The sequence below is a fragment of the Burkholderia pseudomultivorans genome (genome assembly GCF_902499075.1).
Taxonomy (GTDB): Bacteria; Pseudomonadota; Gammaproteobacteria; order Burkholderiales; family Burkholderiaceae; genus Burkholderia; species Burkholderia pseudomultivorans.
Genome location: NZ_CABVPP010000137.1, coordinates 1 through 1,314 on the forward strand (window position 1 = coordinate 1; position 1,314 = coordinate 1,314).

Annotated in this window: 1 protein-coding gene; it reads right to left on the reverse strand. The window is 60.3% G+C overall.

The annotated features are described in order from the left end of the window. Window positions 1–37 precede the first annotated feature (37 nt). Window positions 38–1,260, reverse strand: a protein-coding gene (locus BST28156_RS34500; protein ID WP_174904581.1) for an IS3 family transposase whose coding sequence is annotated in 2 segments (ribosomal slippage) — window positions 38–892 and window positions 895–1,260 — 1,221 coding nt in all. Because the reading frame shifts where the segments join, the coding sequence is not laid out codon by codon here. Window positions 1,261–1,314 lie beyond the last annotated feature (54 nt).

Here is a 1,314-nt window from a genome sequence, read left to right on the forward strand (position 1 = left end):
GTGTCAAGTCCTGGAATAGGTTGACAGTATCCGGACGCTAGAACGCCCGATGCACCGCATCGGGCGTTTTGTATTTCAGAGCAGCGTGTGGCCGCTCGCGGTTGTAGATGCGCACCGACTGCTCGACCATCTTGGCCGCCTGCTCGAGGTCGGCAGGACGCTGCAGCAAGAACTCTCCTTTAAGGATGCCGTTGATTCGCTCGGCCAGAGCATTCTGGTAGCAATCGTAGCCATCCGTCATCGAACAGCGCAGGCCGTGACGCCGATGAATGTCCTGATAGTAGGTCGAGCAGTACTGGACTCCACGATCAGAGTGATGGATCAATGGTTGGCGGGTCTGGCGCCTGCGCAACGCTTTCTTCAGCGCCTGACTGACCTGCTCGGTCTGCAGGCTGTCGTGAACGTGATGACCGACGATCTTGCGCGAGAACGCATCCGTGACGAGGCTCAAATATACAAACGGGCCAGCAGTCGGCAAGTACGTGATATCGGCCACCCACACCTGTTCGGGCCCGGTCGGCACGATTTGATCCGGCCCGGGTTTCAGCAGATTCGGATGACACCGGAAGCGATGGTGGCTTTGCGTCGTCTTGTGGTACGCCCGGTGCGGCACGACCAGCATGCGCGCGGCGCGCAGCACATCGAATAGCCGATCTCGCCCCAGCTTGATGCCGCGCTCGACCAGCACAGGCCCGAGCAGGTGATGCAGTTTTCGCGTCCCGAGTCTCGGCTGACGAAGCCGGACGTTGCGCACCAACGTAGTCACGGTTTCGGCTTGCGAGCAGCGCCGTTCCTCGCTGCGACATCGCTTGTAATACGCTTGGCGGCTAATGCCCATGTAGCGGCAGGCTCGCTCAACGCTCAGCTTTTCGATCCGCTTTTGCGCGACGACCTGCCCGAAGGCTTTTTTACGGTGATCCCGTAGTCCTTGCGCATCACGTCGAGCACCGCCTCGAACAGCGCGGCTTTCTCCTGCGCCTCTCGCAACTGCGTCTCTAACTCCTTGATGCGCTGCTCCGGTGTGAGCGGCTTTGAGTCTGGCTTTGGCATGGTGGAACCCGATCGCGCACGGCCGGATGGGTCGGCCCAATCCTGCAAGCCGTGCTTGCGTAACCATACCAGCACGGTCGAGCGCCCCTGGATGCCGTAGCGCTGCTGGGCCTCTTTGTACGTCAGCTCGCCTTTTTCGACCTGCGCCACTACCGACAGCTTAAAAGCCAGGCTGTAGTCCCGCTGCGTCCGCTTGATCCCTTGCTCCACTTGGCACCTCTTCGGTTAGGCGAAAAAGTGTCAACCTATTTCAGGACGGGGCAT